Annotated in this window: 23 protein-coding genes; 1 reads left to right on the top strand and 22 read right to left on the bottom strand. The window is 39.2% G+C overall.

The window, feature by feature from the left end:
• Window positions 1-132: 132 nt before the first annotated feature.
• The 9 genes from JI666_RS03130 to JI666_RS03095 form a co-directional block, all read right to left on the bottom strand.
• On the bottom strand, window positions 133-960 hold the full coding sequence (locus JI666_RS03130; protein WP_206888815.1) for an aldo/keto reductase: 828 nt from the start codon (window positions 958-960) through the stop codon (window positions 133-135).
• Between the two features lie 87 nt (window positions 961-1,047).
• Window positions 1,048-1,689 carry a sterol desaturase family protein gene (locus JI666_RS03125; protein WP_206888813.1) on the bottom strand — a complete coding sequence of 214 codons (642 nt, stop codon included), beginning with the start codon at window positions 1,687-1,689 and terminating at the stop codon, window positions 1,048-1,050.
• A 209-nt stretch (window positions 1,690-1,898) separates the two neighbouring features.
• Entirely contained in the window at window positions 1,899-2,033 is a 135-nt protein-coding gene (locus JI666_RS21590) for a hypothetical protein (RefSeq protein WP_255435823.1), read from the bottom strand.
• Between the two features lie 87 nt (window positions 2,034-2,120).
• Complete coding sequence (locus JI666_RS03120) at window positions 2,121-2,312, bottom strand: hypothetical protein (protein WP_206888811.1); 192 nt, start codon at window positions 2,310-2,312, stop codon at window positions 2,121-2,123.
• Between the two features lie 78 nt (window positions 2,313-2,390).
• On the bottom strand, window positions 2,391-3,020 hold the full coding sequence (locus JI666_RS03115; RefSeq protein WP_206888810.1) for a methanogen output domain 1-containing protein: 630 nt from the start codon (window positions 3,018-3,020) through the stop codon (window positions 2,391-2,393).
• A gap of 177 nt (window positions 3,021-3,197) precedes the next feature.
• Window positions 3,198-4,508 (bottom strand): lysine N(6)-hydroxylase/L-ornithine N(5)-oxygenase family protein, encoded by a 1,311-nt coding sequence (locus JI666_RS03110; protein WP_206888808.1) that lies wholly within the window; start codon window positions 4,506-4,508, stop codon window positions 3,198-3,200.
• A 103-nt stretch (window positions 4,509-4,611) separates the two neighbouring features.
• Window positions 4,612-5,034, bottom strand: a complete 423-nt coding sequence (locus tag JI666_RS03105) for a DUF4395 domain-containing protein (RefSeq protein ID WP_206888806.1) — start codon at window positions 5,032-5,034, stop codon at window positions 4,612-4,614.
• A gap of 103 nt (window positions 5,035-5,137) precedes the next feature.
• Complete coding sequence (locus tag JI666_RS03100; RefSeq protein WP_206888804.1) at window positions 5,138-5,434, bottom strand: antibiotic biosynthesis monooxygenase family protein; 297 nt, start codon at window positions 5,432-5,434, stop codon at window positions 5,138-5,140.
• Window positions 5,435-5,455: 21 nt separating this feature from the next.
• Window positions 5,456-6,523 carry a nitric oxide synthase oxygenase gene (locus JI666_RS03095; protein WP_206888802.1) on the bottom strand — a complete coding sequence of 356 codons (1,068 nt, stop codon included), beginning with the start codon at window positions 6,521-6,523 and terminating at the stop codon, window positions 5,456-5,458.
• Window positions 6,524-6,770: 247 nt separating this feature from the next.
• Between JI666_RS03095 and JI666_RS03090 the strand changes: the two genes are divergently transcribed.
• Window positions 6,771-8,009 (top strand): YeeE/YedE family protein, encoded by a 1,239-nt coding sequence (locus tag JI666_RS03090; protein WP_414635125.1) that lies wholly within the window; start codon window positions 6,771-6,773, stop codon window positions 8,007-8,009.
• A 147-nt stretch (window positions 8,010-8,156) separates the two neighbouring features.
• Here JI666_RS03090 and JI666_RS03085 read toward each other — a convergent pair whose 3' ends face one another.
• From JI666_RS03085 to preA, 13 genes are all read right to left on the bottom strand, one after another.
• Complete coding sequence (locus tag JI666_RS03085; RefSeq protein WP_206888796.1) at window positions 8,157-8,360, bottom strand: DUF6501 family protein; 204 nt, start codon at window positions 8,358-8,360, stop codon at window positions 8,157-8,159.
• A gap of 67 nt (window positions 8,361-8,427) precedes the next feature.
• Window positions 8,428-9,279 (bottom strand): GNAT family N-acetyltransferase, encoded by an 852-nt coding sequence (locus JI666_RS03080; RefSeq protein ID WP_206888794.1) that lies wholly within the window; start codon window positions 9,277-9,279, stop codon window positions 8,428-8,430.
• 61 nt (window positions 9,280-9,340) lie between these two features.
• Window positions 9,341-10,633 (bottom strand): 2-oxoglutarate dehydrogenase complex dihydrolipoyllysine-residue succinyltransferase, encoded by a 1,293-nt coding sequence (gene odhB, locus JI666_RS03075; protein ID WP_206888792.1) that lies wholly within the window; start codon window positions 10,631-10,633, stop codon window positions 9,341-9,343.
• The gene (locus JI666_RS03070) at window positions 10,626-13,484 is read right to left on the bottom strand and encodes a 2-oxoglutarate dehydrogenase E1 component (protein WP_206888790.1); all 2,859 of its coding nucleotides are present in this window, start codon (window positions 13,482-13,484) and stop codon (window positions 10,626-10,628) included. Before JI666_RS03070 ends, odhB begins: the two co-directional genes overlap by 8 nt.
• A 374-nt stretch (window positions 13,485-13,858) precedes the next feature.
• Window positions 13,859-14,842 carry a quinone oxidoreductase family protein gene (locus JI666_RS03065; protein WP_206888788.1) on the bottom strand — a complete coding sequence of 328 codons (984 nt, stop codon included), beginning with the start codon at window positions 14,840-14,842 and terminating at the stop codon, window positions 13,859-13,861.
• 108 nt (window positions 14,843-14,950) lie between these two features.
• Window positions 14,951-16,288, bottom strand: coding sequence for an aspartate aminotransferase family protein (locus JI666_RS03060; protein ID WP_206888787.1), 1,338 nt, complete (start codon window positions 16,286-16,288; stop codon window positions 14,951-14,953).
• Window positions 16,289-16,304: 16 nt separating this feature from the next.
• Entirely contained in the window at window positions 16,305-17,771 is a 1,467-nt protein-coding gene (locus JI666_RS03055; RefSeq protein WP_206888785.1) for a CoA-acylating methylmalonate-semialdehyde dehydrogenase, read from the bottom strand.
• A 111-nt stretch (window positions 17,772-17,882) separates the two neighbouring features.
• The gene (locus tag JI666_RS03050; protein WP_206888783.1) at window positions 17,883-19,472 is read right to left on the bottom strand and encodes a PucR family transcriptional regulator; all 1,590 of its coding nucleotides are present in this window, start codon (window positions 19,470-19,472) and stop codon (window positions 17,883-17,885) included.
• Between the two features lie 262 nt (window positions 19,473-19,734).
• Window positions 19,735-19,977 carry a hypothetical protein gene (locus JI666_RS03045; RefSeq protein ID WP_206888781.1) on the bottom strand — a complete coding sequence of 81 codons (243 nt, stop codon included), beginning with the start codon at window positions 19,975-19,977 and terminating at the stop codon, window positions 19,735-19,737.
• A gap of 15 nt (window positions 19,978-19,992) precedes the next feature.
• Entirely contained in the window at window positions 19,993-20,223 is a 231-nt protein-coding gene (locus tag JI666_RS03040; protein WP_206888779.1) for a hypothetical protein, read from the bottom strand.
• Window positions 20,224-20,227: 4 nt separating this feature from the next.
• The gene (locus tag JI666_RS03035; protein WP_206888778.1) at window positions 20,228-21,709 is read right to left on the bottom strand and encodes an NCS1 family transporter; all 1,482 of its coding nucleotides are present in this window, start codon (window positions 21,707-21,709) and stop codon (window positions 20,228-20,230) included.
• A 16-nt stretch (window positions 21,710-21,725) separates the two neighbouring features.
• The gene (gene hydA, locus JI666_RS03030) at window positions 21,726-23,150 is read right to left on the bottom strand and encodes a dihydropyrimidinase (protein ID WP_206888777.1); all 1,425 of its coding nucleotides are present in this window, start codon (window positions 23,148-23,150) and stop codon (window positions 21,726-21,728) included.
• 15 nt (window positions 23,151-23,165) lie between these two features.
• A complete protein-coding gene (preA, locus tag JI666_RS03025) occupies window positions 23,166-24,446 on the bottom strand; it encodes an NAD-dependent dihydropyrimidine dehydrogenase subunit PreA (RefSeq protein ID WP_206888774.1) in 1,281 nt (426 codons plus the stop codon).
• Window positions 24,447-24,454 lie beyond the last annotated feature (8 nt).

Below are 24,454 nucleotides of genomic sequence, written 5' to 3'. Positions count from 1 at the left end.
ATTATCCTTTTTCAGTCAAATATAAATCCACAATTCATGTCTTAATCGACATATATGGGTTCTGGTTCTGTACAGAATAAATCCGAAAACTATATCACAATAAAAATAGCCGGCTTTTGGCCGGCTTATTAATTAAAAATCAAAGTTATCTGGATCTGGACCCATTCGTTCATTTTGATTAAGTTCGTCAATGGCTCTAATATCATCTTTCGTTAATTCAAAATCAAAAACATCAAAGTTTTGTTTAATTCTTTCTGGATTCGATGATTTAGGGATTGTTACGACTTCGTGTTCAAGATCCCATCGAATAATAACCTGAGCAGTTGATTTACCATGCTGTTCTGCAATTTGTTTCACTACATCGTGATCAAGCAATTTTCCCTGTGCAAGTGGTGACCAAGCTTCCATTTGAATAGAGTGCTGTTTACAGTAGTCACGAAGCTCCTGTTGGTTTAAGAGTGGATGAAATTCCACCTGATTTACCATGGGCTTGATTTCTGCATCTTTGATTAAATCTTCTAGATGGTGTGGGTGGAAGTTACTTACCCCAATTGCACGGATACGTCCATCTTTATATAGCTTTTCCATTGCTTTCCACGTCTGTTTGTACTTGCCTTCTACTGGCCAATGAATGAGGTACAAGTCTAGAGTATCAACGCCAAGCTTAGTTACTGTATCTTCAAATGCTTGTAATGTTGACTCATACCCCTGGTCATCATTCCACACTTTAGATGTAATAAAAAGATCTTCACGTGGTGTACTGTTTTCTTTAATCGCTGCACCTACGCCCTCTTCGTTCTTATAAGCTGCTGCTGTATCGATTGCCTTGTAACCTGCATCAATCGCAGCATTTACAGCTGTCTTAACTTCATCATTGTTCTCCATTTTCCATACGCCTAGTCCTAGCGTTGGCATTTCAACGCCATTATGCAATGTTGTTGTTGTCCATTGTTTAGTCATTAGAAATCTCCTCCAATTTTCATTTACAAGTGAACTCTTCCCATTTTCTAAAGAATTTAATCTTTTTTAAAGGTACTTTCTTTATTTTTACACATCCAATGAATTCATTTTTTTAGATGAATGTTGCATCTCCAAACTTTTAGCCGTCTTACTCTTGTCAACTGTTTTCTCATCCTTAAAGGTACCTAATATAATATCAACAAATGGATTTGTAACCCCGTACCAGTAATTTTCATTTTTGTAATGATGAAGTAAATGAGTTTTTTTAAGCCACTTTCCAAACTTGGTTCTAGGTACGATCGGTTGATGTGCAATATAATGCTTCCATTCATAAAATAGAAGCATGAACATTAACCCTAAACCAACAGCAACAGAACTTCCTAACTGGTGTGTAATTAGATAGATAAAATAGGAAATAAGTAAAAATTGAGGAATTGTATACCAGATCGGCAAAAACATAAGATGTAAATTATTGGGGTCTTTGTGGTGGTCATAATGTAACCGCTGAAGGACCTTCAATAACACCGGGTTTTTCGGAGTTTTAAGATGAAAGAAAAAACGGTGAGTTGTGTATTCAATCACACTAAAAATTAAAAAACCAATAAGAACAAAAAGAAGATGCTGTACAGTGAAGTGACTTATAAGATAAATAATACTTGCCCCTAAAAGAAAAGACATAATCATGATATCAGGATATAAACAAAACGTATAAAAATTCACCTTTTTCATTACATTCCACCTTTGTTATTTTCTATTATCAATTTATTGCCAAGTTCCTCAAATGATGTCCCTGAACGTCGCCATTCAAAGCTTCAGATCGATACTAAAGTCTCTTATTTCCTCCGAGAAACAAATCTACCTTTTTTTACATTATTTTCATATATATTGTAATTAACATCATTCCAATAAGCAATAAAAAAAACCATCCAATTGGATGGTTATATTTTAGTTGGTTTTTGTTTTAATCGAGACTTTTTATTAAAGTGAGCATCTGGAGCAGTTTGCACTTTTTCTTTCTCAGCTTTGGCATCTTGTTCAAATGCTTGCATGCCTTTGCCAAATAATAAGCTCATCTTTTATACCTCCTTATGTGAACGTTAATCCACCATTTCCGATTTTATTTTTGTTAAAACTTATTTTATTAAATTTGTTAAAATATTTTATTGTTGTTCAAGTACATTCGCTGTTTCACCACAATGGGTTTGAACAGTGATTAACTCATCTAAGGATTGTTGAATTCTCTCACGATTTTGCCCTTTTTCAACAGTAGAAAGGGCTTGTTCTAAACAACGGCTCGCTTCCTCTAATGCTTGACAACTATCCTGAACATAACCTCTTGCATTCTTTTCCATATTCATCCCTCCTTTTCTATTAGTGTCCTATAAAACATAAATTTCATACAAAAAACCAGTTGGATTATATCCAACTGGCTATACTGTATTATTCCGATCTACTTGTTGTTTAAGATCTTCTAATTCTTGGACAAGTTTCATCACCATATCATCGCTACGCTTTAATTCTTTGTTCAAAAGCGCAATCGCATCCTCTTCCCAAGTAAATGGATCACCATTTTTAGGCGTCACCGGTAGGTTCTTATATCGATCCCCATCTTCAATACCCGGTTCAAATGCAATCATAACTTCACACCCCGGGTCTCCAAGAGCAATGCGTTTTCGTAAATTCACTTCACCATACTTGAAGTGTCTAGCTGCAATCCCACCAAACACACTTGAAGTCATGCTACATAGGTGTGGGGCATCCTTGACCTGATCACCAAATGGACAGCTGTTCGATTTAACGACGACGTAACGTTCATTCACTTCTGATATATAAAATTCTCCACCAATTGAATTCTTAATATCAACAATCACGCGCGCATAGTCATCAGGCGTCCAGCTACTTTTTGGATAATACGACTCCAGCCATTCTCCTGTTCTTATTCCTAATTGTGTAATATATTCTTGCGCTCCTGGACCGATTGTCCGTTTATGAATATGAGCATATTGTGTGATTAACTTTCCAAGAAACTTACTGGCTGTTAAGGGTTGCAATTGATTCATGTCTTGATCACACTCATAGCCAGTCCTCCTCTTTTTAATAGGCTCTTTTCGTAAACATTATTGCTATAAAGGTAGTGGTTGATTTCCGCTACAGGATGATATGATATGGGGTTCTCTATAGAAAAATCATTGAAAAGCAACATTCTTTTAGAAAAGAGCCTTTTATAACAATACTAACTACTCTCTATATTCGAATTGCTGAAACACATTTCCTTCTAAGACAGGGTAAATATCTTTGCCTGCAAGCTCATTTATAATAATTTTATTACGATTAACGGCAAGACCAAGGTTTGTTGAACCAACGCCATGCGTATGTTGCATACCACTATGCACGAAGATAGTAGAGGTTGATTCACAATTTAATGTTAAACGATAATCTTTGGTTACATGATATCGCCCTTTATCGTCCCATTTAATTAATTCTTTGAGATCATCTAGACACGTTGGAATTAAAGGGCGATATCCAGTGCCTGCGACAACAACTTCGCTTTCAAGTAAGAAATTTTTGTTTTTTTGCCATTGGCGACATTCCAGTTCATATCCTGATTCATCTTCTTTCATTTTAAGACCATTAATCTCAGTGAGAGGCATCAGCATAACATCCATCTCCTTACCGCCGACAGATTGCTCATATAGAAGGTTATAAATATCTGTAATGGTATGTGGACTAATTCCTTTGTATAGAAGCTGTTGTCCACTAAATATCTCATCTTTTTGATCCTGTGGGAGGTCATAGAAGTAATCGATATATTCTGGCGAAAAATGCTCAAGACTTAATCGCGTTTCCTCCATTGGGAAGAACCCTTGAGACCTTGTCACCCAATTTAGTGAATAGCCATAATCCTGTCTCTCTTTTAACAGTTCCCGAAAAATTTCTGCTGAACTTTGTCCTGATCCGATAACTGTGATGCTCTTCGCTTCTTTACATCGTTCAGTATGCTGAAGGAACGTTGAAGAATGAAAAACATCTTCTTCAGGCATCCCTCTTAACGGAGCAGGAAGAGATGGGACTGTTCCTACTCCAAGAATAATATTTTTTGCAATATACCTTTCTATTTCACCAGATTCAACCTTTTCTACTGTGATTTCATAGCGATGAACAGGATCACCAACAGGCACAACACTAGTTACCCTTGTTCCAAATCTGCAGCTTTCTAATTGACTAGCAGCCCACTGACAGTAATGGTTATATTCATTTCGTGGCATTTCAAGTCGCTGAAGAAAATAAAAATTATACAATCGATTCTGATGCTTTAAGTAATTTAAATAGCTATATGGATTTGTGGGATCCGCCATTGTAACAAGATCGGCCATAAATGGGACTTGTAGCCTTGTCCCCTCGATTAACATACCCGGATGCCAGTCAAATTCTGCTTTCTGTTCAAAGAATAACGATTCAATTTCATTTACAGGATCTAATAATGCAGCTAATCCTAAATTAAATGGCCCAATCCCTACACCAATCAAGTCATAAACTTTGTCTCTCATCCAACCCTATCCTTTCTAATCTTTTATCTATTATCTCTACTAAGTATATCAGAAATTATATTTTCTGTTTTTTCACAAAAAAAAAACAGCCCTTAGGCTGTTTTTAAGAAGAATGCTGTGATCTTCTGTACTGAAATTGTTTCCATTGAAATCGGACAAAACAGCCGACGCAAAATCCAAGAATAGCTACTAAGGAAGCAAGTGCAACCATAATAGCAGCTGTAATCGCTAGCCACTGAATAGATGAAATACTTCCAATTAATGAGATAGTCAAAAGGGTTACGGCTATTTTCTGATTGAAATTTTGCTGCTCAGAGTCCTCAGGAATATAGCTACTGAGAGGTTTTTTAAGAAATGGTTTACCTGCTTTAATCACTGGATTGAAATGAAAGAGCAGCCCAATTAATCCTGCCAAGAGCGGTACTACTAAAAAGATCCAATTAGATGTGATGATAAATAATGTTGCAAATATAAAAATAAACGATTGATTTAATCGTACAAGAGGTCTAGGTATGGATGAAGACATGTTAATACCTACCTTTCTTATAGGAATTTACTTATATAATAGCATATACGGTATGGAGCATTTTGTACAGTACAAAGCTCAAAAAAACCCACTAAAAGTGGGTTTACTTGTCAGAATTTAGTTGAACTAAATGTTCCATTTCCACATGTTCCAAAAATGGATCCATCTTTTTCGTAAACTGTTCAAACCGATGTGAATTCATGAAACCTTCCGTGTGGGCTGCAAGTGAATCCCACTCTATAAAAATCACATATTTACGTTCAGACTCAATTGATTTTGTCAGAGTGTAATGCTGGTATCCCTTAGTTTCAGCAATTAATTCAACTGCTTCTGCAAAAGCTTCTTCAAATTTAGTTTCTAGCCCTTCGTGTATTGTAAAGTACGCTTTTTCGGTAATCAATTCCATTCCACCTATTCTGAACTAAAATGGTTTCTGCTGATAAAAGTAGTTTGGTGATAAAATTTTATTCTTATATGGTTTATGGAAAATATGGGTCGTTGCTGGTGATAACGGAGGAATCAGCCATGTCCAATTCCCTGTTACCTCTCGCTCTGCTTTTGCTTCGTTTTGCTCGAACTTCTGAAATTGCTTTGCTGCTGTGTGATGGTCAACTATGCTTACTCCTGCCTTTTGGTAGGAATACAAAACTGCTCGATTAAGTTCAACTAATGCTCGATCTTTCCATAATGTCGCATTAGAACTCGCATCAATCTTCATTAGGTTTGCTACTTGAGGCAGTAAATCATAGCGGTCGGTATCAGCAAGGTTCCGTGCACCGATTTCTGTTCCCATGTACCAACCATTAAATGGAGCTGCATTGTAATCAATTCCGCCTATTTCTAATCGCATATCTGAAATAATTGGAACTGCATACCATTTAGCACCAAGAGAAGAAAAATCATATTCAGGATGTTCAACTTCTACTTGTAGGACATATTCTGAAGGTATCTCAATAATTGCTGGTTTCTCATCATTAATTGTAAAGACGAGGGGTAACACGTCATGTGGTGTCCCTTCTCCTCTCCAACCGAGTTTCATCACTTGATTTGTGAAGTTGACTGAATCAGGATCACCAACAATTCCATTTTCCGTTTCATATCCTGCGTAACGAATTAGCTGATGATTCCAAATTCGTACCATCCCAGGCTCAAAAATAGTAATAGTGGGCCTGATCTTACCAGCGTTTGTAGCCACCTTAATATGATTACTTAACGCATCTGTTACTTCATCTATTGTTGAAGCATTCCGTGCATCTAGCACTGTCATGGTGTTCCAAAAAAGTCTACCGATGCATTTGTTACTATTTCGCCATGCCATTTTGGCACCATGCTCGAGTTCCTCGTATGTATGGGTATATGTTCCTTTAGAGCTAATTTCAGCTCTTATTTCATTTTTGCGATTGTGTAGAATAGCAGGCTCTTTGTCTAATTCATAATAAGCCTGATTAAGAAAGTCCAAGGCTTTCTCTACTAATTCATTATTTTTCATTGAATCTACCTCCTGTAGCCGGAGACGGTTCTAAAACCTAATCTTAAGCTCATCGTTTTTGTCATAGGTATACTTCTAGTCCACGCGTATTATACCACACGACGATATTCAGGCCTAATGAACTACTGCAGTGAATGTGTTCTTAATTTTTTAAAGAGTAAATTGTTTACACTATATCGAATCTATTGTAGGATAAATTCGTTAATTCATATTAAAACTATCGGAATGAGGTGCATTAATTATGGCAATGGAACAACCTGTTCATTCAACGAAAAATTCATTACAGATTCCGTTCCTAAAAGCGCCACAAAAGCCCGTTCTTACAGCTGGCTTCTTTATTATTGCAATACTCGGTTTGATACTCTTTCTAGATCAAGGAGTTCAGCAAGTTGTTCTCTTTGGATTAGGATTATCCTTCGGGTATTGCTTACTCCACGCAAGGTTCGGCTTTACTTCTGCTTTTAGACAACTATTAAGCGTGGGAAACGGAACAGCCCTCCAATCCCATATGCTGATGCTTGCTGTCGCCTGCACGTTGTTTGCACCAATTCTATCAAATGGTTTTGGTCTATTTGGTACAACCCCTTTAGGATACGTATTTCCTGTCGGAACAAGCGTAGTAGTGGGAGCATTTCTATTCGGTATAGGTATGCAACTAGGGGGTGGCTGTGCGTCTGGTACACTCTATACAGTTGGTTGGGGCAAAACCGAAATGCTACTTACGCTTTACGGTTTTATCGTCGGATCCGTCATCGGGGCATGGCATTTTGATTTCTGGGTAAACCAAATGCCATCGTTTCCAGCTATCTCTTTAGCCAAAGATACTGGGCTTGGCTTTTTCGGCGCTTGGGTCCTTCAACTTGCTTTATTTGCATTTATCTTCTTTCTTGTAAGATTTATCGCAAAGAAACGTCAGCCTCCAAAGATGAAACCTCTACCATCTGCAGGCAGTTGGAAACGATTTTTCAGGGGATCTTGGCCAATATGGACTGCCGCGATTGCGCTTGGCATTTTAAATGCTTTAACGTTAATTTCTAGAGGTAATCCATGGGGAATTACTTCTGCTTTTGCTCTTTGGGGTTCAAAAATAGCAATATTTCTCGGAATTGATGTCACACAGTGGGGTTACTGGTCTGGCGGTAAATCAGCTGCACTTGAACAATCCATTCTCGCTGATTCTACTAGCGTTATGAATTTTGGTGTTATTCTAGGTGCATTTGTTGCTGCTGGTGCAGGTGGAGCGTTTATCATTCGAAGAGTTCCGCTTAAGTTAGCTGCAGCCTCTATTATTGGTGGTTTGTTAATGGGGTACGGTGCTCGTTTAGCATTTGGTTGTAACATTGGTGCTTATTTCGGAGGCATCGCTTCATTTAGCCTTCATGGTTGGGTTTGGATGATTGTTGCTCTTGCAGGGTCTTACTTAGCTCTTTACATTCGTCCACTTTTTGGGTTAAGTAATCCTAAAAAAGGAGACCAATTCTGTTAGTAAAAGAAAAAGTCGTGCATCAAATTTCTCTTCTATGAACGGCTTTTTTTGTTTTTTTGTCTACACATTCCATATGATAAAAAACTTTAGGTAAGATTAATATAAAGACCTAATCGATAATCGATTAGGTCTTTATCCTTTCAATACTTAAAGTTCTTCAAAATATTCTTTATAAAATCCGCCAACTTTACCGCTATTATCTATGACAAACAAGAACTCTTCTGTTTCATTCTTTACATCGTATATCTTTCCCTCAGTTAATACTCGGTTTACCATATACTTCTTAGCGTCAGTATGTACACATTTCACTTTCTTAATGGTTGCTTTATCTTTCCATGAGTGATGGATCATTACACTCACTCCTTTCTTCTTTTCTTCTATTCTACATGAGAGCGCCTTTTAGATAAAGAATACGTCATTAGGATTCATATATATAGACAATTGAATCTCCAACAGGTTTAAAACCTATTTTCATATAAATTGAGTTTGAAGTAGGATTTGATAAATCAGTATATAGACTGCAGAACGTATAACCACGATCTAATAGTGATTGACAGAGTTCAGCTACACAAGCAGAAGCAAAGCCTTTTCTTTCATACTCTGGTGGAGTATAGACAAAGTTAATTGTCATTCCGTTTGAAGTGGGTCTCGTCTGATTTGCCATTGAAACAATTTGATCTTCAACTTGCCAGAATACAATGGATTGCTCTTCAATGAATTGTTCAGCACGTTCACGACTTTCTTCAAGAGTAGCTTGTTGTCCCAATGATTGTATAAATTGTTGGATCCACTTAGTTAATAACTCATTGTCAGCTCTTTCAACAATCCTCATCGTCCCATTTACTTGTTTAGGTGATATTACCTTATCAAGCCGATAAATACGTTGATTCATATGAAGTGAGCGCTTTTGGGTGGTTAACCTGCAATACTCTTTAGAAAATATTTCAACCAGATGATTTTCTCCAATAATCCCTGGAACTTGCTTTTGCTTAAGTAATTCTTTCGCTCCGTAAGAAAGCGTCTCACTTGAAGTAGTTGGTTGTCCAGCTATTGTGAGATTGTGAGGCGGCGTTTGAATCATACATAGTTCTATTTCTCCATCATCTGATTCGATCGTTGATAAATAAGGCCTATGCTCCCCTACTCCATTCTGTGAAACAAGTCGATGTAAAATTCCAAGTGATAAATTATTCACTGCTTCGTTTTCTTCTAGAAAGGATTTGACATGATTTAAGTATGCAACCGGATCTTGAAAGGTTCTTATTTTCATTCTAATTCCCCACTTTTGAGAAAAGAACCTGAATCACTCGGATTCAGGTTCTACCTCTAACTTATCCTTCAAGAAGAAGTTGTTCTGGATCTTCAAGAAGTTCTTTAATTTTTGCAAGGAAACTAACAGCTTCCCCACCATCTACGATACGGTGATCGTAAGAAAGAGCGATATACATCATAGGACGATTTTCCATTCGCTCTTGATCAATCGCAACAGGGCGCCATTGAATCTTATGCATTCCAAGGATTCCTACTTGAGGTGCATTTAGAATTGGAGTCGAAAGCATAGACCCAAAAATACCACCGTTTGTAATTGTGAACGATCCACCCTGCAACTCATCAAGTTTCAATTTATTGTCACGGGCTTTCTTCGCAAGATTGCCAATTTCCTGTTCAATCCCAGCGAATGAAAGTTTATCTGCGTCACGTACGACAGGAACAACAAGTCCTTCTTCAGCTCCAACTGCAATACCGATATCATAGAATTTCTTCAACACAATATCAGTATCTTGAATCTCTGCATTTAGACGAGGATACTTTTTAAGAGCTCCTACAACTGCTTTTGTAAAGAAAGACATAAAACCAAGCTTTACATCGTTATCTTCAAGGAACTTGTCTTTACGGCGTTTACGAAGCTCCATAATCGCTGTCATGTCTACTTCGTTGAATGTCGTAAGCATTGCTGCTGTATGCTGAACTTCAACAAGACGCTTCGCAATCGTTTGACGACGGCGAGACATTTTCACGCGTTCTACTGGCTTACCTTCATTAGCTTCTGGTTGCTTCTTTTCTTGTTTTTCTTGTTTGTTCTCCTGCTTTGGAGTTTCTTTTTGTTTCGGTTGATCAGCATGTGCTTTCACATCATCAGGACGAACACGACCAAGAGGATCACGCGTTTTAACCTCATTTAAATCAACGCCAAGTTCACGTGCAAGTTTTCTAGCTGATGGTGAAGCCACGGTACGACCATTCTCAGATTGTTGATCAGGTTCTGGTGCTACATGAGCTTTCGATTCCTGCTCTGATTTCGCCTCTTCAGATGACTCTTTTTCTTCTTTTTTAGCTTCAGCTTTTTCAGTATTATTTCCTTGTTCTTCTGATACAGAAGATCCTCCTTCACTGCCTCCTAAATAAGCAATGATTTCGCCAACTTCTACATTATCTCCAGGTTCTTTCAAGAGCTCTTTAATTACTCCATCGTTTTCAGCACTAACTTCGATGTTAACTTTGTCTGTTTCAAGCTCAACAAGGTTGTCACCTTTTTCTACTTTGTCGCCTACTTTGATTAACCATTGAGAAATGGTACCTTCTGTAATGGATTCTGCGAGTTCTGGTACTTTAACTTCAATCACGACGATTACCTCCTTGATGGGAAACAGTTTTGGATGGCTCTAATACTTCTTGTATAATTCGTTCTTGATCTTTCTTATGCACGTTAGGCTCTCCACCAGCTGGACTTGATCGATCTGGACGACCAACATAGCTAACAGCTATACCTTCTGGGGCTGATTCATTTATACGCGGAGAAATATAATTCCAAGAGCCCATATTTTTCGGTTCTTCCTGCAACCAGATAACTTCTTTCACGTTAGAATAACGTTCAAAAATCTTTTTAACTTCTTCATGAGGGAATGGATATAATTGCTCTACTCTAAGCACATGTAACCATTCAAAATTCTCTTCAGAAGATTCTATTTCAGCAGCAAGATCTACCGCAACCTTACCAGTACAAAGTACAATACGCTCTACCTTTTCTTTGCTTTCGCCAAGGCCAGCTTGTTCAACAACGCTTAGGAATTGCCCCTGGCTAAATTCAAATCCAGGTGATGAGGTACGCTGGTTACGCAGTAGACTCTTCGGTGTCATAATGACAAGCGGTCTTACTTCCTGCTTCTCGAGGATGGCAGCTTGCCTACGTAAAATGTGGAAATATTGCGCTGCGCTTGTTAGATTCGCAACCGTCCAGTTATTTTCAGCAGCAAGCGTAAGGAAACGTTCTACTCTTCCGCTAGAGTGTTCAGGGCCTTGTCCTTCATAACCGTGTGGAAGCAACAACACCATTCCTGACTTTTGTCCCCATTTTGCTCTACCTGCTGAAACAAATTGGTCAAAAATAACTTGTGCAGCATTAGCAAAGTCACCATATTGTGCTTCCCAGATTACAAGCGTCTCCGGAGCGAATACATTATAACCATATTCAAAGCCAACAACAGACGCCTCTGAAAGTGGACTGTTATGAATCGCAAATGACGATTCAGCTTGAGGCAGTTCGTGAAGTGGACAGAACGTTTCACCTGTTTCTTTATCATGAAGAACAAGATGTCTCTGAGCGAATGTTCCGCGCTGAGAATCCTGGCCAGTTATACGAATTGGTGTTCCATCACCAAGGATGGATGCAAAAGCAAGCGTTTCACCAAGTGCCCAATCTACTTTTCCACCTTCTTCAAGCATATCAAGTCTACGTTTCAAAATACGCTCGAGCTTTGGATATACATTAAAGCCATCAGGACGAATGAGTAACTTATCGTTGATGTCTTTCAGTGTTTCAAGAGGGACTGCTGTATCAATAGACGGAATGCCTTTAACAATTTCTTTAGGAGGTTGTAACTCTTGCACATCCCCTTTACTATCTCCGCCTTTTGCAACCTTATCGTACTCTTCCTGCAACTCTTTCAGAACGTCTTCATCAATCTGATCACCCTGGCCAGAATCAATTACATTCTGTTCAGTAAGGTACTTTGCATAGCTTGCTCTTACTGTTGGGTGATTTTTAATCTTTTCATATAAATGTGGTTGGGTAACAGCTGGATCATCCATTTCGTTATGACCAAATCTACGATATCCAATTAGGTCAATCAAGAAATCTTTATTGAACTTCATTCTGTACTCATATGCAAGGTGCATTGCAGCTAAACATGCTTCAGGATCGTCCGCATTTACATGCACAATTGGTATCTCATACCCTTTTGCAAGATCACTTGCATACTTGGTAGAACGAGAATCCGAACTTTCAGTTGTGAATCCGAGCTGATTATTTGCAATAATATGAATCGTTCCACCTGTATGATAGCCCTTAAGTTGACTTAAGTTAAGCGTCTCAGCTACCACGCCTTCACCAGGGAAAGCTGCGTCTCCATGAATTAGAATAGCAAATGATTTACGGAAATCTTGCTTAGGTTCCCCTTTGTTATCACGAGTTTCCTGAGCTGCTCTTGCATACCCTTCTACAACTGGATCTACAAACTCAAGGTGAGACGGATTGTTGGCAAGCGTAACGGTTGCTTCAGCCGTCTCAGAACCTTCAAACTTGCGATCTGCACCCATGTGGTATTTCACATCACCAGTCCAGCCATAGTTAATACCCATAGAGCCTTCAGATGGAACAAGTTCCTTATTCGGTGCATGATGGAATTCTGCGAAGATCTTCTCATATGGCTTATTTAAAACGTGAGTAAGAACGTTTAATCGTCCTCGGTGAGCCATTCCAATCATTACGTTTTTTGCACCGTCACTGGTACCACATTTAATAACGTCATCAAGCATTGGTACCATTGCGTCCACACCTTCAATAGAGAAGCGTTTCTGACCGACAAATGTTTTATGAAGAAATTTCTCAAATCCTTCTACTTCTGTTAATCTTCGAAGTAGTGCTTTACGATCTTCGTTGGTTAACGTTCTGCTTACGGAATCGTTCTCAACCATTTCGTCAAGCCATGTACGCTCATCTTCAGAATGAACGTGAGTGAATTCATAAGATAAGGACTTTGTATATAGATCTTGCAATCGCTTAATAGCCTGCAAGCCATTTTGAATATCTGCAGGCGCTTTTTCCCAGATTACTTCAGCGGGAATCGCTTTCAAGTCTTCATCAGAAAGACCGTATTTCTTAGGAGTCATAAATTTCTGATCAGATTTCTCATTATTTAGTGGATTAATTGCTGCAGCTAAATGGCCATATGTACGAATGTTGTCAGCTAGTTTAACTGCTGAAATGACCTTTTTTAAATTACCTGGTTGGCCAGATGTTTCCACTGCATCTGTTGAAGATGGTGGTGGTCCCCACTGTTCAAACTTTTGGCGCATGTCCGGATCGACTGATTCCGGGTCTTCCTGGTACTTTTCATATAATTCAATGGCATAGCCAAGGTTGGGTCCATAAAATTCTTGCCATTGATGTTCCACTCTGGACTGTTTGGTATTCAAAGCATGCTACCTCCCTACTGGGTTTTACTAAATTCATGCGCAAATAGTATATTTGTACGCAATCTAAAGCATGATTTCTTACTAGTTCTTTTCACTCTTTGAGTGATTTGAAAACCTCATTTTAAAAAAACGCTTACATTGGCATTTTAGCACAGTGTTGCGATGCCCACAAAACTTTCAAGCAAATTCTCGAAAAAAATTTCTGAAATAGATAAATTCACCGAAAAATTTTTCGAATATTAACACAGTGCAATACTAAATTACCACAAAGTGTATCCATAGTGAATACAAATTAGAGATTTTATAACAATGAATATGAAAACTCGAAATTCACCACCAAAAAAGGCGACCTGAGTATGGTCGCCTTCAAAAGATCAAGGTGTTAAAATAAGCTTCCCTTTCGTTGCTCTTCCTTGAAGCATCCTATGTACATCGGCTGCTTTTTCTAGGTCATACACTCCACCTATTGTTAATTTCAACTCTCCGCTCTTGATATAATTCAAGAGTTCTTCAAGACTCTTTTGATAGAGAGAAGGTTTTCTCATAATTTGTGGAAGGAAAAATCCAACAACAGATTGATTTTTCTCCATTAATGAGGATGGAAAAAAGCGACTTTGCTCTCCACTAGCCACTCCGTAAATCACGAGTCTTCCAAATGGAGCAAGACACTTTAACGACTTGCAAAAAACATCTCCTCCAGCCATCTCTAGTATGACATCAACCCCATTTCCATCTGTTGCAGCTAATACTTCTTGCTCCCACCCTTCCTTTGTATAATCTACCGTTACATCTACTCCTATATCAGAAGCAAGCTTACGTTTTTCTTCAGTACTTGCTGTTCCAATAATCGTCTTTGCTCCCCATAGCCTGGCAAGTTGAACAGCAATTGTCCCAAGACCACCAGCTGCTGCATGGATTAAAACGGTCTCACCATTTTCAAACCGCCCCATCGTTTTCAAAGTGTGGTAAGCGCTTAGTCCTTGGAGAGGTAAAGCTACTGCATGATGAAGATCCATGCCTTCTGGAATTGGAATTAACCCTCGCTCATCTGCAAGCGTAAATTCAGCATAGCCAGTTGCATTCTTCGTCCCAAGCAAGGTTACAACTGTTGAACCAGGTTTAACTGATGTAACCTTTTCCCCAACTGCCTTAACAACGCCAGCAACTTCCGATCCTGGTACATATGGAAGAGGTGTGTCTACAACATACTGCCCCTCTCTCCTAGCTGTGTCTGCATAGTTAACCCCAATCGCCTTAATCTCAATTAATACCTCATGCCCCTCTGGTTTAGGAACATCCATCTCAATCACTTTCAAAACCTCTGGACCACCGAATTCTGTTAATTGAATAGCTTTCATAATTAATCCTCCTTTTATAAACTAACCAGTTAGTATGTACATTATTAGTATCACTATAATACAATTTGTCAAACTATTCAATAAAAAAAGTGCGCACTCAGGCGCACTTTACAGCTGCAATAATCCTTCGACAACTGTCTGTATGATTAAATCAATATCTTTTTCCTGTATTGATAGCGGCGGAGCCATAGTAAGAACATTATTGTATCCTGCAACAGTATCACCGTTTTTACCTATAATCACGCCTTGTGATTTACAATAGCCAATCACTTTATTCAACTCTGTAACACCCAAAGGTTTTTTAGTTGTGCGATCTTCAACAAGTTCAATCCCTACTAATAGTCCTTTACCTCTTACATCACCGACGTTAGGGTGTTTTGAAAGACGATTCTGCAACTCGTTCTTTAGCTTCTCACCTAACTCTTTTGAACGATTAAAGAGCTGTTCTGTTTCCATAATTTCTAAGTTTTTTAATGCAAGCGCACATGACGCTGGATTACCTCCGAACGTATTTATATGTCGGAAATGATCATATTGCTGTTTTCCCTTAAAAGCTTCATACACTTCTTCTTTCACAGCAGTTGCTGATAAGGGCAAGTATCCACTCGTCAACCCTTTCGCCATCGTAACGATATCAGGCATTACATCATAGTTCATGAATCCGAAGGGCTTACCTGTTCTTCCAAATCCACAGATCACTTCATCACATATAAGGAGAGCCCCATGTTTTTCACACACTTCTTTAACAGCTTTCATATAACCTTGCTGTGGCATAATAATTCCGCCACCTGTAATGATTGGCTCCATTATCATTGCGGCTACTGTTTCACTTAATTCCCATGTCATTAGATCATCAACCGCTTTTACAGATGGAAGGTGGTCATCCATGTTTGGTGCATCACGGTACGTATCAGGTGGCTGTACATGCAAGAATCCCTGTCCCAGTGGTTCGTATTTATATTTTCGCTGCGCCTGGCCAGTTGCAGCAAGAGATCCCATCGTATTACCATGGTAGGCACGATAACGAGAAACAATTTTGTTTCGATGTACATTACCATTCTGTTCGTGATATTGTCTCGCAATTTTAAAAGCAGTTTCATTTGCTTCTGATCCACTGTTAGAGAAAAAAATGACGTATCCTCCACCAAGCATTTCGTTTAACTTTTCAGCAAGCTTGATCGCAGGAGCATGTGTGTGTGTTAAAGGATAGTAAGAGAGTGTTTTAAGTTGCTCGTATGCTGCTTCAGCTAGTTCCTCACGGCCATAACCTACATTGACACACCATAGTCCGGCCATCGCATCTAGAAACTGATTCCCTTCATAGTCAGTTAGCCAGGCGCCCTGCGCCTTCTCAATAACCATTGTAGACTTTGGATCGAATGGACGCATAGCATGCCAGACATACTTCTCGTCCTTACCAGCAAGGTTCTCGTGAGCTGTATGCATATCTTTCACTCCCTCATTAATAGTCAAAGCGGGTTGTAATCATTTTCCTACGTGTATAGAAATTCACACCGTCTTTACCATTAGCATGAAGATCACCATAGAAAGAATCTTTCCAACCAGAGAATGGGAAGAACGCCATAGGTGCAGGTACACCAATGTTAACACCGAGCATTCCAGCATCTGCTTCTTCACGGAATTTTCGTATCGCACCTGCATCTTTCGTATAAATTGTCGCTCCATTGCCATATCTCGATTTTTTAAGAATACTTAGAGCGTCATCGAGCGTATCAGCATGCAATAAACTTAACACGGGGGCAAATATTTCTTCTTTCGCAATTGTCATATCAGGTGTCACTTCATCAAATATAGTCGGCCCTAGGAAGTTTCCTTTTTCATGAGTCTGTATATCTGTTCGTCCATCACGAATTAAGGCTGCTCCTTCCTCTAAGCCCTTCTCGATATACCCAAGCACTTTTTCCCTATGTGACTTACGAATAACAGGGGTTAATAGCACCTCATCATCCAATCCATTACCAAGTTTCAGTTCATCAGCCTTTTCTTTTAATGCAGAAACAAACTTCTCACTTGATCCAATAATGACTACAGCACTACAAGCCATACAGCGCTGGCCAGCACTACCAAATGTAGAACTAATAACCTGTTGCACTGCTTTGTCTATGTCCGCGTCTGGCATAACGATATGATGATTCTTTGCTCCAGAAAGTGCTTGAACTCTTTTTCCCCTAGACGCTGCCTGCTCATAAACGTATTTCGCTACAGGCTGAGAACCCACGAACGAGATCGCTTTAACTTCTTCGTGTTCAATTAGTCCGTTAACTACATCATGAGCGCCATGAACTATGTTAAACACACCGTTTGGTAAACCTGCTTCTGTTAGCAATTCTGCCATGCGGTTTGCAAGAATAGGCGTACGTTCAGAAGGTTTTAGAACGAAGGTATTTCCACAGGCAATGGCTAGTGGAAACATCCAATGTGGAACCATCATTGGAAAATTAAATGGCGTAATGCCCCCTACTACACCTACAGGATAGCGATACATTTCAGAATCAATCGTTTCTGCAATAGTAGACAAATTGTCACCCATCATTAACGAAGGTGCACCGGTTGCAAATTCAACGCATTCAATCCCTCTAAGTACTTCACCGTGAGCTTCTTTATAGCTTTTTCCGTTTTCTTTTACAACTAGCTCGGCTAGTTCGTCATGATGCTTTACAAGCAAGGAATGATACGCAAACAATATTCTAGCGCGTTTTGGTACAGGCACCTTACTCCAAGTCTGAAAAGCCTCCTTAGCAGCACTCACAGCAAGAGAAACATCTTCTTTAGATGATAACGGCACATAAGCCAAATTTTCCTCTGTAGCAGGATTCGGTACCTCCAGGGTCTCATTGCTTCTAGAACTTACCCACTCACCATTCACAAAGTTTTTTAACACAGCTGTTTCCTTTTTAACGACTGCCATAACACGCCCTCCTTTAATTCGTTCATATCACTATTGTAGGTGATGGAATGGCAATCCTTCATTAGACAAAACGTAACATGGATTGTTAAGACACTGTACATGGTGCACAATTTAGACGTTTCGTTTCAAATACTCATAGGCATGTATTGCGAATTCTATAGCTTGACGTTTGGGCGAGCTCATAAAATCAATACCCAGCAGTTCTTCAAGTTTTTCTAAACGATGGTAAAGTGTTTGTCTTACAACGAATAATTGTTCAGCTGTTTCCTTTTTGGATCCATTACAGCACATATACACCTTGAGAGTGTTTAAAAGATTACTATTATTCTTCTCGTCATACTTTAAAACAGGTTCTAAATAATCATGCATGAATTCATTTAATTCTTTACCTTTAGCTAATTGATAGATCATTCGATATATATGAAAATCAGCATGGTAAATGACTTTAGAGGACTGAGTCAATAGCTTGTCGTTCATTGCAAGTGTTTCTGTCGAAGATTCATAGCTTTTGTGCATTTCTTTTAAAAGGCGAACATGTTTACCTACACTTATTTGGTCAACGTCTGGTACAGTTTCTTTTTGGAGGATATCGCTAGTCAAAAATCGATTAAACGCCTCTCTTAAACGCTCCATTACAGTTAACTCATCCCGTCTGTTGAGAACGATGATGATGAGTTTATTCCTTGTTGTTAATGATAATAGGAAGAAACCTTCCTGTTCAAAAACAGAGCGCATTAACAGCATAAAGTATGTGACCTGAGATGAAGTATATGCGTCAATCTGCCTTGTAAACTTGCATGTACATACTTGAAGACCCCTTGGTATGAGAGATTCGTCAAAGTCAACAAGGTATGAAAGGATTCTTTCTTCAGAATGCTTTCCTTCAAGCCAGTCATAAAGCCACTCTGTTTCAAGTGCTCTTTTTTTCTCCTCAATATACAATTCTCTTAATAAAAATTGAGCAATTGCTGTTGCACTTCTATCGAGGAGAAGCATGTCATAGTCCGAAACAGATGTATGTTGATCTGGTACAAGAATTAAATTTGCGAAATGATAATCCATTGCTCGGACGTGTTGAACAACAAGTCCTTTCCCATCTGGTTGAAATGTTAGGAAATGAAGAAATGTTTCTTTCTTCTCTTCCGTTGCTTCAGGTGCAAAAATAGGTTCACTTTCCTTCGGTTTGTAGATAACCTGCATCCCAGTCCTTTTAGCGAGATAGGATAGGATTTTATAAAGACAGCCAGGTGCTAATAGAAGATTATTAAGTTCTTGAGAAAACTTTTCAAGGTCAGAAATCATTTGATAATGATGGGCAATTAAGAGGGAATGAAGATCCTGGGTGATATCGACGAAACGGACTTCTTTCGTAAAAACGATGATGGGAAATTGCTGTTGATTTGCAAGGTCAATAATTTCAGAGGGAATACTGTCCATATATGTACCAATTTCAATGCAAAGACCAGCCGCTTTGCTTTGAATAAGTTGTTTGACAATTGATAGAAATACTTTCACATTATCTTTCCAAACAAAGCCCGTGGATAAAATTAATTCCTGCCCATGTAGTAATTGCTTAACACTTGTTACTTCCATTACATGAACCCACTTGATTTTCCTAGATAACCCGCCTTGCCCAGCTATCACAGTAGCATGACTAAAATGTTCTCTTTCTAACACCTCATGAACCGTTAAACTGGTCATTCGTAGCATCCTACCACACCCTCTTTTGTAATATTAAGTACAATAATTTAATCATGGACGATGGTTTACGAGGTGAAATTGGGGAGATAATCTTTCAATAATTACGATGATGACGCTTACATCTTTTGAGATTTACTTTACTACATCAAGCTTTTCTTTTCTACTTATTCTTCTATATGTGACATAATTAGCCTTTTTTAGTTGATTTTTTTATATCCAATACGGTAATTGAAATTTATAAATAACGTATTTAAAAACCGGGCTACTGCCCGGTTTCCATCTCCCATTCATACTCGTCTAATAGCTCCATTAAGTAATAATACTGTTTTTTGCTACGGAAGTCTGTTTCTTTCCAATTCGAACGAACCCATGTTGTTAATTCTGCTGCAGAATTAAATATCTCTCCACTTGTATCCGCTTTTCGAATCATATAGCGGCCATTTTCTTCATCGATGGTAACCTCACATGGATACGCACTATCTTTTGAATACAGATTATATTCCATGAACACCCTCCCTCTCTAAGAAACTGTTTGGATCTGTTTTAAAAGTAGTGCTGAGAAGTATTTTCTCCCATCTGGTGTTTGAATATGAAGGGTTTCAATTGATTCTTCTTCATTCTTATTATCTTTTAATTTAAATTCAATAAAAGCACCGCTTAAATTCTCTGTAATACCATGTATACGGTAACCTCTATCAATAAAATAATCAATTTTTTCACGTTCAATTATATAATGTTGATGTTCTCTCATGTATTTACCTCCCATCCTCAAGTGCACTACCGACTTCTTTTACTGCTTCAGATTCACTTCCACTTGTAATGACCCAATCTCGCCCAACCGTAATTCCCAAATATTTATCATCACTTGGATCTGTAATTTCAGCCTGTACATACTTTTTGAACCACCAATATTTCGCTAGAACGTAATAAGTAGCGCCCCCTACAACAAACCCTACAAGAAATGAATAAGTAGAAAGATAATATGCTGCCGTTCCACCAATGATCCATGCGATAAACCCTGCTGCATTGATTCCGTTTGCATATCGGTATTGACCAGACTGTTCGTACAGTTCGGGTACGTTCACCCTGCGTTTTCTAAGCACATAATAATCGCAGAAAAGAATACCTACAATAGCTGAAAGAATGCCTCCTACTACAAGTAGAATAGGAATGAGAATACTAAACAGACTCCATGGTTGAACAACTGAACCTAAAATTCCAGCAATAAATACTCCAGCCCAGAAAGGTACTTTCGGACCTCCTACGTTCGAGAAAATCGTAGCAGCGGGAACAAGGTTAGCCGATACATTCGTCGACCATTGAGCAAGCACGATCATAAGGAGTAGAATCCCAAGTACTAAGCCTGTTGCTGCTTCTTGTAAAGCTACAACTGGATCATAGTTTGAAACCGCAATATAAGATACGCCACCGATTATAACCATAAATGTTTGCGTTAAAGGTAAGGCAACCATACTTCCAATCAAGGTTCCTTTATTTCGCTTTACCCAATTTCTTTCAAACTTCGGCGCCTTAATAAAACGTGAGATTGAGGGTATATCTGCTGAAATGGTTGCCCAAAATCCCATGTTACTGAAGATTACAACAAGAAACGCAGTTACTGCTGCTCCACCAGTTACAGGACTTTCAATCCATCCCCATACTTCTCTTCCTTGCGTGAGCGCCTGATCTGAGAGAGAGGCATACATCCATACAGAGATGATAATAATAACCGGTGCAGCGAGGTCTGCGAATCGTTCTACTGCTTTAATTCCTAGGGATGTATTCACGAGCTGAACGGTCGCGAAGATAAGAAAACATACAAACCAGTTATTAAAACCAAACAGAACGTTTAGGATAGCATTCATCGCTGTTGCGCCAAAATACGTATTAATACCGAACCAGAATGATGCTGCAAGACCTCTTACGACAGATGGGATATGGGTACCGATTGTTCCAAATGGCGCTCTCATATAGACTGGAAAAGATAGTCCATGTTCAATGCCTATATCCCCAATAATAGTGATAAATAATCCAATTGCTAGTGATCCTATAATTGTAGCCACAACAACCCATGTAAGAGAAAGTGATTGAACACCTGCCCCACCAATGGCAAAGGCAGCAAGCACAACCGCCATACCAACCCACATCATTGCGAACCCTGTTGCGCCAATTTTCTTATCATGATGAGCAATAGGTAGAAGATCTGGAGATTTTAAATAGCTTTCCTCTTTTTTCATTGAGCTATCTCCTTTTTCATTCACTTCTTACTGGATCTGCCTTATCAGTGATGTTCATCATTTTCCCGTATTTCGCTCGTTTCATATACTTTCCTGAACCTGGTGTTCCTACGAATTGCTTATTCTTTATAACAAATTCACCTCTAACGAAAACAAACTCAGCCTCTCCAGTTACTTCCATCCCTTCAAAAGCATTGTAGTCTACTGCCATATGATGGGTTTCTGCAGAAATTGTACGTTTACTATCAGGATTAAATATAACTAAATCTGCATCAGCACCTACCGATATCGTCCCTTTTTTAGGAAACAATCCAAATAGTTTCGCAGCCTTCGTAGACGTAATGTCTACAAATTGATTCAGGGAGATTCTCCCTTTAAGAACACCTTCTGAAAATAGAATGCTAAACCGATCCTCAATCATAGGGCCTCCATTAGGGATCTTCGTAAAATCGTCCCTTCCTAGGTCTTTTTGACCTACAAAATCAAATGAACATTGATCAGACCCTATTGTTTCAAGTTGCCCGGTCCGTAAAGCATTCCAGAGAGCATCTTGATTCCATTTTTCTCGTAGAGGTGGACTCCAAACATACTTAGCTCCTTCAAAATTCGGCTTTTCAAGATAGGTTTGGTCAAGTACAAGGTATTGTGGACACGTCTCTCCATGAATATCGTAACCTTTGCTCCTTGCTTCAGCTATCTTATCTGCAGCTTCCTTACAGCTAACATGTACGACGTAAAGTTGTGATGATGCAAGACCTGTTAGCTGCGCTGCTCGACCTGTAGCTTCTCCTTCCACTTCAGGTGGTCGTGTTAATGCATGATAGATGGGCTCGGTCTGACCTTTCGAAAGTGCTTCTTTCGTTAAGTATTCAATGACATCTCCATTCTCTGCATGCACCATTACGAGCGCCCCAAGTTCCTTAGCCGCTAGAAGCGTTCGATATAGGGTTTCATCGTCTGATTGGAAAACATTTTTGTAGGCCATGAACACTTTAAAAGACGTAATCCCTTCTTTCTCAATCACTTCTGGAAGCTGCTCTAGAACACGATCGTTAATTTCACTAATCATTAAGTGAAAACTATAATCTATGACCGATTTATCTTTCGATTTATCATGCCAGGTTTTAATTGATTGAGAAAGAGGTTTGCCTTTCTCTGTTAAACAAAAGTCAATCACTGATGTCGTTCCACCGAAAGCTGCAGCAATTGTTCCCGTCTCAAAGTCATCTTTTGAAACAGTTCCTCCAAAAGGCATTTCAAGATGTGTATGAGGATCAATGCCTCCGGGGAATACATAACGTCCTGTTGCATCAATCTCTTCAGCATCTTTTTCTACCAGCTGCTTACCTATTGATAGAATCTTTCCATTAGCTACGAGGATATCCGCTTGATACGTTTCACTTGCCGTAACGATCGTTCCATTTCGAATGATTTTCTTCATTTCAAATCCTCCTACTTATTTGGATACTTTCTTATCTTTCAGTGAACCGATAAGAGTCTGCCTTTCATTCCATGTCATTGCTGGATGTTCACGCTTAAGTTCAATCATATCGATAGCACCATCGACTGGGCATACAATAGAACATAAATTGCACCCTACACAATCTTCTTCCCGAACTTGAAGGATTGGATTGCCAGAGGGATCATTTAACATATCAATACATTGGTGTGATGTATCTTCACATGCGATATGGCATTTATTGCAATTAATACAAACATCATTGTTAATTCTCGCAACAACTTTATAATTCAAATCAAGGTTACCCCAGTCCGAAAATGTAGGGACCGATTTCCCAATAATATCCTGTACTGATAGAATACCGCGGTCATCAAGATATGTTGAAAGACCATCAATAAGGTCTTCCACAATCCGAAACCCATGGTGCATGGCAGCCGTACAAATTTGGACATTACTTGCACCCATGAGCATAAACTCTATTGCGTTCTGCCAGTTAGATACCCCACCCATTCCTGAAATAGGAACGTTGATTCGGTTATTTCTAGCACATTCACTTACCATGTTAAGGGCAATTGGTTTAACCGCAGGTCCACAGTAGCCTCCATGTGCACCTTTACCACCAACATGTGGAATTGGTAACCACGTATCAATATCAACGCCTGCCAGGCTATTGATCGTGTTTATCATACTGACAGCATCAGCTCCGCCCCGTACTGCCGCTTCAGCAGTAGCGGTAATATCCGTTATGTTTGGGGTAAGCTTCACAATCACTGGTGTCTCAGCAGCTTCCTTCGCCCAATGCGTTTGTTTCTCTACGAGTTCAGGTACCTGCCCTGAAGCTGATCCCATTCCTCTTTCTGCCATACCGTGCGGACAACCAAAGTTCAGTTCCAGCCCATCAACGCCAGCTGCTTCCGTCTTCTTAACGATTTCATGCCATGCGCTCTGGTTGGGTTCTACCATCAAAGATGCTACAACGGCATGATTGGGAAATCGTTTTTTGGTTTCGTAAATTTCTTTTAAATTCACCTCTAGCGGGCGATCTGTTATCAGTTCAATGTTATTAAAGCCTGCGACTCGTTGACCGTTAAAGTGTACGGCCGCGTATCTTGATGAAACGTTTAAAATGGGATCACCAAGCGTTTTCCAAACAGCTCCACCCCAACCTGCTTCAAATGCACGTTGCACTTGATACCCTGAATTTGTAGGAGGTGCTGATGCGAGCCAGAATGGATTTGGTGATGTAATGCCCGCAAGATTAGTTCTCAGGTCTGCCATCGTCATTC

It is taken from the genome of Bacillus sp. NTK071 (assembly GCF_017303315.1).
Classification (GTDB): domain Bacteria; phylum Bacillota; class Bacilli; order Bacillales; family Guptibacillaceae; genus Guptibacillus.
Note: the sequence above shows the minus strand (reverse complement) of the source record. Positions and strands in the feature narration are given on the sequence as shown.

Coding starts and splice junctions, on each gene's coding strand:
- JI666_RS03130 (WP_206888815.1), bottom strand. CDS start 960: ATGACTAAACAATGGACAACAACAACATTGCATAATGGCGTTGAAATG.
- JI666_RS03125 (WP_206888813.1), bottom strand. CDS start 1,689: ATGAAAAAGGTGAATTTTTATACGTTTTGTTTATATCCTGATATCATG.
- JI666_RS21590 (WP_255435823.1), bottom strand. CDS start 2,033: ATGAGCTTATTATTTGGCAAAGGCATGCAAGCATTTGAACAAGATGCC.
- JI666_RS03120 (WP_206888811.1), bottom strand. CDS start 2,312: ATGGAAAAGAATGCAAGAGGTTATGTTCAGGATAGTTGTCAAGCATTA.
- JI666_RS03115 (WP_206888810.1), bottom strand. CDS start 3,020: ATGAATCAATTGCAACCCTTAACAGCCAGTAAGTTTCTTGGAAAGTTA.
- JI666_RS03110 (WP_206888808.1), bottom strand. CDS start 4,508: ATGAGAGACAAAGTTTATGACTTGATTGGTGTAGGGATTGGGCCATTT.
- JI666_RS03105 (WP_206888806.1), bottom strand. CDS start 5,034: ATGTCTTCATCCATACCTAGACCTCTTGTACGATTAAATCAATCGTTT.
- JI666_RS03095 (WP_206888802.1), bottom strand. CDS start 6,523: ATGAAAAATAATGAATTAGTAGAGAAAGCCTTGGACTTTCTTAATCAG.
- JI666_RS03090 (WP_414635125.1), top strand. CDS start 6,771: ATGGAACAACCTGTTCATTCAACGAAAAATTCATTACAGATTCCGTTC.
- JI666_RS03085 (WP_206888796.1), bottom strand. CDS start 8,360: ATGATCCATCACTCATGGAAAGATAAAGCAACCATTAAGAAAGTGAAA.
- JI666_RS03080 (WP_206888794.1), bottom strand. CDS start 9,279: ATGAAAATAAGAACCTTTCAAGATCCGGTTGCATACTTAAATCATGTC.
- JI666_RS03065 (WP_206888788.1), bottom strand. CDS start 14,842: ATGAAAGCTATTCAATTAACAGAATTCGGTGGTCCAGAGGTTTTGAAA.
- JI666_RS03060 (WP_206888787.1), bottom strand. CDS start 16,288: ATGCATACAGCTCACGAGAACCTTGCTGGTAAGGACGAGAAGTATGTC.
- JI666_RS03055 (WP_206888785.1), bottom strand. CDS start 17,771: ATGGCAGTCGTTAAAAAGGAAACAGCTGTGTTAAAAAACTTTGTGAAT.
- JI666_RS03050 (WP_206888783.1), bottom strand. CDS start 19,472: ATGACCAGTTTAACGGTTCATGAGGTGTTAGAAAGAGAACATTTTAGT.
- JI666_RS03045 (WP_206888781.1), bottom strand. CDS start 19,977: ATGGAATATAATCTGTATTCAAAAGATAGTGCGTATCCATGTGAGGTT.
- JI666_RS03040 (WP_206888779.1), bottom strand. CDS start 20,223: ATGAGAGAACATCAACATTATATAATTGAACGTGAAAAAATTGATTAT.
- JI666_RS03035 (WP_206888778.1), bottom strand. CDS start 21,709: ATGAAAAAAGAGGAAAGCTATTTAAAATCTCCAGATCTTCTACCTATT.
- hydA (WP_206888777.1), bottom strand. CDS start 23,150: ATGAAGAAAATCATTCGAAATGGAACGATCGTTACGGCAAGTGAAACG.
- preA (WP_206888774.1), bottom strand. CDS start 24,446: ATGGCAGACCTGAGAACTAATCTTGCGGGCATTACATCACCAAATCCA.